Source organism: Micromonospora sp. NPDC002411, assembly GCF_053592955.1.
Map to the genome: position 1 here is coordinate 1 of NZ_JBSFBM010000315.1, position 7,883 is coordinate 7,883.

Below are 7,883 nucleotides of genomic sequence, written 5' to 3' on the forward strand. Positions count from 1 at the left end.
GGCACCAGCAGCAGCACCCGTCCGTCCGGGTCCGTCACGTGCCGGGCGTGGTGCGGGCCGGGGCGGTGGGCCAGGTGGACGAGACCGGGCAGGCGGCCGGCGACGAGGGTACGGACGATCTCGGCGGGGTTGGGCCGCATGGGCGCGACCTCCTTCGAAGGTTAGGCTTACCTAAGCCGGAGCCTAGAGCACCTGACCTCCGGCGTCCACCACACCGGAACACCACGTCACCTGGTCTGCTCCAGCCAGGAGGCGTAAAGCAGGCCGTAGACCGAGTCGGCGTCACGCACCAGCTCGTCGTGCGGACCCCGCTGCACCACCCGACCCCGATCCACCACGATCACCTCGTCGGCCGCCTGCGCCGTGGAGAGCCGGTGCGCGATGGCGAGGGTCGTCCGCCCCCGGGTGACAGCGTCCAGGGTGCGTTGCAACCGCACCTCGGTCGCCGGATCCACCGCGCTGGTCGCCTCGTCCAGCACCAACAGGTCCGGATCGGCCACGTACGCACGGGCCAACGCGACCAACTGCCGCTCCCCGACGCTGAGCGCCTCGCCCCGCTCACCGACCGGCGTGTCCAGACCCGCCGGCAGACCCTCCAACCAGTCCGACAGGCCCAACTCCGTGAAGGCGACAGCCAACTGCTCGTCGGTCAGCTCCGGCCGGGCGAACCGGACATTGTCCCCCACCGTCGCGTCGAACAGGAAACCGTCCTGCGGCACCATCACCACCCGGGACCGCAGCGAGTCGAACCGCACCTCCGCCAGCGGCACCCCGGACAGCAGCACCGCCCCGGCCGACGGGTCCATCAGCCGGGTCAACAACTTGGCGAAGGTGGTCTTGCCGCTGCCCGTCTCGCCGACCACCGCCACCCGGCTCTTCGCCGGGATCTCCAAGTCGATGTCGTGCAGCACCGGCGGGCCACCCGGATAGGCGAACCGCACACCCGCGAAGCGGATGTCCAACGGCCCACCCGGCAACTCCCGCCCCTGCTCCCCCGGGTCCGCCACGTCCGGGGCGACGTCCAACACGTCCAGCACCCGACGCCAGCCCGCGATCGCGTTCTGGGCCTCGTTGAGCACCTCGGTGGCGATCTGCACCGGCTGAATGAAGAGCGTCACCAGGAACAGGAACGCCGTCAACTGGCCGATCGACAACGTGCCACCCACCCCCAGCGTCACGCCGAGCACCACCACACCGGCCAACGCCAGCCCCGCCGCCAACTCGCCCACCGAACTGCCCACGATGCTGATCCGGATCGCCCGCTGCTGCGCCACCCGCTGCCCGTCGATCGCCTCGTCCAACCGCCGCTCGGTACGCCCCGCGATGCCGTACGCCCGGATCACCGGAGCGCCCACCACGCTCTCGCCGATCGCGCCGAGCAGCGCGCCGGTGCGCTGCCGCACCGTCGCGTACGCCGTCGCGAGCCGGCGCTGCAACTGCCGGATCACGAACACCGCCGGCAGGAACGCGGCCAACACCACAAGAGTCAATTGCCAGGAGTACGCCAGCATCACGGCGGTCGTGACCACCAACTGACCGAGGTTGACCAGCAGGATCACCCCGCCCCACTGGAGGAACTGGGTGATCTGGTCGACGTCGCTGGTCACCCGCGACACCAGCGACCCGCGCCGCTCCGACTGCTGGTGCAACATCGACAGGTCGTGCACGTGTCGGAACGCCCGCGTCCGCACGTTCGCCAACGCCGTCTCGCTCACCGTGAACAACCGGCGCATCATCAGGTAACCGCAGATCGTCGTGATCGCCAGGATCGCCGCTGTGATCCCCACGACCGACCAGAGCACAGCGAAATTCAGACCACCGACGATGCCGCGGTCGATGCCCTGCTGGACGGCGACCGGCACGGCCACCCGACCGACCATGTAGACCAACGCGAGGGCCAACGTGCCGGCCAGACCGGTCCGCAGCTCCGGCGACAGAGCCAGACCCCGACGCAGGGTCTGCCAGGTCGTCTCCTCCCGCGTCTCCCGCTCATCGGTCTTGACGCTCACTGAACCGGCCTTTCGTTCGCGACTGCGGGGCTCCGCTTCGCTGCACTCCTCGCGCTCACCGGTCCACCTCGATTTCCAGGCCCGAGGGCAGCGGCGCGACGTCGTCGCCGTACGGACTCTCCTGCGCGCGTTCGACCTCGGCCTGCTCGTACGCCGTGACCAGGTCGACGTAGCCGGGCACCGTGGCCAGCAACTCGTTGTGCGTGCCCCGGGCGATCACCCGCCCCTGCTCCACATAGATGACCTCGTCGGCGAGCGCGATGGTGGCCCGTCGGTACGCCACCACCAGGATCGACGCTACCGGCACACCCGGCTCGGCCGTCGACGACCGCAGCCCGGCCAGGATGGCCGCCTCCACCCGGGGGTCCACCGCGCTCGTCGCGTCGTCGAGCACCAGCAGGCGCGGGCGGCCGGCCAACGCGCGGGCCAGGGTGAGACGCTGCCGCTGCCCGCCGGAGAGCGAGGTGCCCCGCTCGCCGACCATGGTGTCCAGACCGTCGGGCAGCGCCGCGACGAAGCCGTCCGCCTCGGCGAGCCGCAGGGCCGCCCAGACGGCCTCGTCGTCGATGCCCGGCCGGTCCAGCGCGATGTTGGCGCGCACCGTGTCGTCGAAGACGAACGGCACCTGGGCGACCAGCGCCACAGTGCCGGCGAGCGACGCGGCGGTCAGCTCACGCACGTCCACACCGTCCAGGGTGACGACGCCGGTGTCCGGGTCGACGAGGCGTACCGCCAACGAGGCGATGGTGGACTTACCGGCGCCGGTCGGCCCGACCAGAGCTACCGTCCGACCGGCCGGCACGGTGAAGCAGACCTCGCCGAGGACCTGCGCGCCGGGCTGGTGTGCCTCCGCCGGCGGGTAGGAGAAGTGCACGTCGCTGAAGGTGAGGGTGGCCGGGCCGGAGCCGGCCGGGTCGAGCACGCGCTGCCCGTACGGCATCTCGCCGGTGGCGTCGAGCACCCGGCGGACCCGGTCCCAGCCGGCGACGCTGCGCGGCAGCTCGGCCAGGACCCAACCGATGGCCCGCACCGGGAAGGCCAGCACGGTGAAGAGGAACGCCACGCTGACCAGCTCGGTCACGCTGATCGCGCCCTGGCGCAGCCGGAACGCCCCGACCACCAGCACGGCGAGGGTGCCCAGGCTGGGCAGGGTCTCCAACAGCGGGTCGAAGATGCCGCGCAGCCGACCGACAGCGATCAACGAGTCGCGCAGCTCGCCGGCCCGGCCGGCGAACCGGGCGGTCTCCTGCGCCTCGCGGCCCATCGTCTTGACCACCAGGGCGCCGTCGAAGCTCTCGTGGGCGATGCCGCTGACCTCGGCGCGCAGCCGTTGGGCCCGAGCCTGCCGGGGCGCCATCCGACGGGAGTAGACGACGTTGAGGGCGAACAGCGCGGGGAAGACCGCGAGGCCGACCAGGGCCAGCGCCCAGTCGGTGGCGAAGAGCGACACGATCGCGCCGACCAGCATCACGAGCGTGCCGACGGCGAAGGGCAGCGGCGCGATCGGGTACCACGCCGCCTCCACGTCCGAGTTGGCGTTGGACAGCAACGTGCCGGTGGAGTTGCGGTGGTGCCAGGACAGCGGCAGCTCCAGGTACCGGCGGGTGACCCGACGTCGGTAGGAGGCCTGGAGGCGGTACTGCATGTAGCCGGCCCCGAGCCGCCGACCGACGATGCCGGCCACCCGCAGCACGCTGATCCCGAACAACGCCGTCGCGGCCAGCGCGAGCGTGCCCGCGCCCACCTCACCGCGTTCGATGGCCGGGAGCGCCACCTCGCCGATGACCGTCCCGACCACCCGCGCGCTGATGATGATCATCCCGCCGAAGAGCACACTGCCGACGACCGCCACCGTGAAGATCCGTGGCTGCTCACGAATGGCCTGCCGCAGGACCCCCAGCCCTCGACTGAGCACGTCCCGACTTGTCCTGCTCGCCACGCTCTCCCCCGCCGTAAGCGTCAATTATCTCCCTCATCCTTACCGGTCCGGGCCAGCACCGCCGACCCCGACCGGATATGTCGACCGTCACGTAGCGGACGGCGGCGGGCGGCGGGCTTCGTCCCCGGCCGCCGCCGTCGCGCGCCGACGGGCCGACGGGCCTACGATCAGGCCATGCCGCGGTACGCCCGAGCCGAGCGCGAGGCGCTGGCCGATCTCCTCCTGGCCTTCGGGCCGGACGCTCCGACGATCAACGAGGGCTGGGCGACCCGTGACCTCGCCGCGCACCTGGTGCTCCGGGAGCGTCGTCCGGACGCGGCCGGAGGGCTCGTACTGCCGCCGCTGCGCGGCTACGCCGAGCGGGTCCGCCGGCATCTCGCCGCGCGGCCCTATCCCGACCTGGTGGCGCAGGTACGCCGTCCGCCGCTCTGGAGCCCGATCAGCAATCCGTTGACCGACGAGCTGGCCAACCTGATGGAGTTCTTCATCCATCACGAGGACGTCCGCCGGGCTGGCTCCGGCTGGCAGCCGCGTGACCTGCCCGCCGGTCTGCAGGGCGCGCTCTGGAAGCGGGCCGCCCCGATGGCGCGGTTGGCCCTGCGCCGCTTCCCGGCGGATCTCTACGTGCAGGCGCCCGGCCACGGTGAGCTGTCCGTCGGCCGAGGGGGCGAGCCGCTGCGGGTGGTCGGCCCTCCGGCGGAGCTGGTCCTGTTCCTCTCCGGTCGCCAACGGGTGGCCCGGGTCCAACTGGACGGTCCCACGGAGGCCGCACGACGGCTTCGCACGGCCAGCCTGGGCATGTAACCGTCTGCACATAAACGGCCACGAAACGGGTGTGGGGTTCCCCACACCCAGCGAAACATGCAGATACCTCCTCCCGTACGCTTCACCGCGCCGCTCCGCGCCGGGCGGCACGAAGTGGGGGCGCACTGTGCGAAGTTTCGCGATTTCGGCGCTGCGGGAGCCCCCGTTTCCCACGGGGCGCCACGGTGCCACGGAGCAGGTGGCGAGCGAGAGCGTGGAGTGGGCGCGCGCGTTCGGGCTGGTCGATTCCAGCCAACGTGTGCACCGACTGCAACGGGCCGACGCCGCCGGCCTGTCCGGGCGCGCCTGCCCGGACGGCTCGGTCGACGGGCTACGACTGCTCACGGACCTGATCAGTTGGCTCTTCGTGATGGACGACGCGTGCGATGAGGACGGCCTCGGCGCCGACCCGGTCCGACTGGGCCCGGCGATCAGCACACTGCTCGACGTGCTGGACCGGTACGGCGACCCGAACGTCCTACCGCCCGCCGTCGGGCCGCTCGGTGACGCGCTGCACGACCTGTGCCGTCGGATCCGACTGCACGACCACGCGGCTCTGCTGCTGCGGTTCGTCAGCCAGATGCGGGAGTACCTGCTGGCGTTGCTCTGGGAGGCGACCAACCGGGAGCGCCAGCGCGTGCCCGACGTGGCGGAGTACGTCCAACTGCGCCGGCACATCGGCGGCGTGCATCCCTGCCTCACGCTGACCGACCTGGCGTCGGCGCGGCCCCCGGGGTCGGCGCAACGCGCCAACCCGGCGTTGCTCGCCCTGGATCTGCTGGCCGTGGACCTGGTCTGCTGGTGCAACGACCTCTTCTCCTACGGCAAGGAGAGCCGGGCCGACCCGGACGCGCACAACCTGGTGACGGTCATCGCCCAGGACAGCGACGCGGACGAGCCGGCCGCACTGCGTGCCGCGGCGAACCGGTTCAACCAGGGCCTGGCGAAGTATCTGGACGCCGAGGAGGCGCTGCTGTCCAGCGGGAACGACGAGATGCGCCTCGCGCTGGCCGTCCGCCGGAACTGGGTCCGGGCCACCTACGACTGGTCAGTCGTGGCTGACCGGTACGCCTGATTCCGCCGTACCGGTCGGCGGGTTGGGACGGCCGGACGATCACCGGGGCTAGCCGATGCACGGTGGCAGGCAATACTCTTCGGTAACCATCATGACGTGACGCCCGTCACGCCACCACCCCCGAAGGCGGCTACAGCGATGGCTCTCGATGTACCGTACCGCTCCATCCCGGACATGTTCCTCAAGCGCGTGGCGGCCACCCCCGACCGGAACGCGTTTGCGTCCCCGACCCCCGACGACGCGGGGCCTGCCTGGCTGACCTGGGAGCAGGTCGGCCAGCGCGCCAAGGCGGTCGCCGCCGGCCTGCACGGCCTGGGCGTCGGCCAGGAGAACCCGGTCGCGATCCTCGCCAACACCCGGCTGGACTGGGTGATCGCCGACCTCGGCATCATGTGTGCCGGCGGCGCGACCACGACCGTCTACCCGACCACCGAACCGGCCGACGCGACGTACATCATCGCGGACTCCGGGTCGAAGGTGCTCTTCGCGGAAAATCCGGCCCAGGCGGCGAAGATCGCCGGCGCCACCCTGCCCGCGCTGACCCATGTGGTGCTCCTCGACGGCGCTGTTGACCCGACCGCAGCGATTCCGCAGTTGACGCTCGCCGAGTTGGAGGAGCGGGGCACCCGCGCGCTCGCCGCCGAGCCGGATCTGATCGACATGCTCGTGGCCGGCATCGGTCCGGAGCACCTGGCCACCCTGATCTACACCTCCGGGACCACCGGTCGACCCAAGGGCGTCGAGCTGCTGCACGGCGGCTGGTGCTGGGAGGCCGTGGCGCAGGCCGAGGTCGGGCTGCTGCGCGACGACGACCTGCAGTACCTGTGGCTGCCGCTGGCCCACTCGTTCGGCAAGACGCTGCTCTGCGGCGCCATCCACGTCGGCCTGCCCACCTACGTCGACGGCCGGGTGGAGAAGCTGGTCGACCTGCTGTCGGTGATCCGCCCGACGCTGATGTGCGGTGCGCCCCGGGTCTTCGAGAAGGTCTACAACCGGGCGGTGACCACCGCCCAGGGCGCGGGTGGCGCAAAGGCGAAGATCTTCGCCTGGGGCGTCCAGGTCGGCAAGGAGAAGGTGGCCCTGGAACAGGCCGGCAAGCCGGTGCCGGGCGGGCTCAAGCTGCGTTACGGGCTGGCCGAGAAGCTGGTGTTCAGCAAGCTCCAGGCCCGACTGGGCGGCCGGATGCGGGTGCTGGTGTCCGGTGCCGCCCCGCTCAGCCCGGAGATCGCCACTTTCTTCGCCGCGGCGAACCTGCCGATCTCCGAGGGCTACGGCCTGACCGAGACCAGCGCCGGCAACTTCGTCAACCCGCCGTCGGGGCTGCGGATCGGCACAGTGGGCCGGGCGATGGGTGACCTGGAGTGCCGGATCGACAGCGACGGGGAGATCCTGGTGCGTGGTCGGCCGGTGATGCGCGGCTACCACAACCTGCCGGAGGAGACCGCCGCCGCGTTCACCGAGGACGGTTTCTTCCGCACCGGCGACATCGGCAGCCTCGACGAGCAGGGCTACCTGCAGATCACCGACCGCAAGAAGGACCTGGTCAAGACCTCGGGCGGCAAGTACATCGCACCGTCGCACATCGAGGGGATGTTCAAGGCCATCTGCCCGTACACCTCCCAGGCGGTCGTCGTCGGTCAGGCCCGCAACTTCTGCACGATGCTGGTCACGCTGGACCCGGACGCGATCCGGGGTTGGGCGGCCGGTGGCCCGCTCGAGGGACGCAGCTACACCGAGATCGTCGCCTCGCCGGAGGCCCGGACGATGGTCGAGGAGTACGTCGCCCAGCTCAACGCGAAGCTCAACCGCTGGGAGACCATCAAGAAGGTGGCCATCCTGCCACGCGACCTGACGATCGAGGACGGCGAGATCACGCCGTCGTTGAAGATCAAGCGACGTGGTGTGGAGAGCAACTTCGCCGCCCAGATCGAGGAGATGTACGCCGGCACCCTCGCCGAGCTCTGACGAGTCGCGCAGCGCGGACAGCGGATCCTGGAAGATCATCGCCATGTCCCGGCCACGCAGCCGGCGTACCTCCTCGTCAGGCAGGCCGACC

At 71.1% G+C, this 7,883-nt stretch carries 5 protein-coding genes and 1 pseudogene; 3 read left to right on the plus strand and 3 right to left on the minus strand.

Annotation, left to right across the window (positions count from 1 at the left end; genetic code table 11):
• The 3 genes and pseudogenes from ACWCO3_RS27900 to ACWCO3_RS27910 all read right to left on the minus strand — a co-directional run.
• Positions 1 to 140: pseudogene (locus ACWCO3_RS27900) on the minus strand (DUF2470 domain-containing protein); the annotation flags it as partial.
• 87 nt (positions 141 to 227) lie between these two features.
• Positions 228 to 2,009 carry an ABC transporter ATP-binding protein gene (locus ACWCO3_RS27905; RefSeq protein WP_145779760.1) on the minus strand — a complete coding sequence of 594 codons (1,782 nt, stop codon included), beginning with the start codon at positions 2,007 to 2,009 and terminating at the stop codon, positions 228 to 230.
• Positions 2,010 to 2,064: 55 nt separating this feature from the next.
• Positions 2,065 to 3,948, minus strand: coding sequence for an ABC transporter ATP-binding protein (locus ACWCO3_RS27910; RefSeq protein ID WP_450012855.1), 1,884 nt, complete (start codon positions 3,946 to 3,948; stop codon positions 2,065 to 2,067).
• Positions 3,949 to 4,122: 174 nt separating this feature from the next.
• Between ACWCO3_RS27910 and ACWCO3_RS27915 the strand changes: the two genes are divergently transcribed.
• The 3 genes from ACWCO3_RS27915 to ACWCO3_RS27925 all read left to right on the plus strand — a co-directional run bounded on the left by ACWCO3_RS27915 (position 4,123) and on the right by ACWCO3_RS27925 (position 7,792).
• Positions 4,123 to 4,752 carry a TIGR03085 family metal-binding protein gene (locus ACWCO3_RS27915; protein WP_450012857.1) on the plus strand — a complete coding sequence of 210 codons (630 nt, stop codon included), beginning with the start codon at positions 4,123 to 4,125 and terminating at the stop codon, positions 4,750 to 4,752.
• 199 nt (positions 4,753 to 4,951) lie between these two features.
• Complete coding sequence (locus ACWCO3_RS27920; protein WP_244311605.1) at positions 4,952 to 5,827, plus strand: terpene synthase family protein; 876 nt, start codon at positions 4,952 to 4,954, stop codon at positions 5,825 to 5,827.
• A gap of 138 nt (positions 5,828 to 5,965) precedes the next feature.
• On the plus strand, positions 5,966 to 7,792 hold the full coding sequence (locus ACWCO3_RS27925; RefSeq protein WP_145779756.1) for an AMP-dependent synthetase/ligase: 1,827 nt from the start codon (positions 5,966 to 5,968) through the stop codon (positions 7,790 to 7,792).
• Positions 7,793 to 7,883 lie beyond the last annotated feature (91 nt).

Excerpts from the sequence above, each read along its gene's own strand:
- ACWCO3_RS27925 (WP_145779756.1), top strand. The coding sequence starts at position 5,966 with ATGGCTCTCGATGTACCGTACCGCTCCATCCCGGACATGTTCCTCAAG.
- ACWCO3_RS27915 (WP_450012857.1), top strand. The coding sequence starts at position 4,123 with ATGCCGCGGTACGCCCGAGCCGAGCGCGAGGCGCTGGCCGATCTCCTC.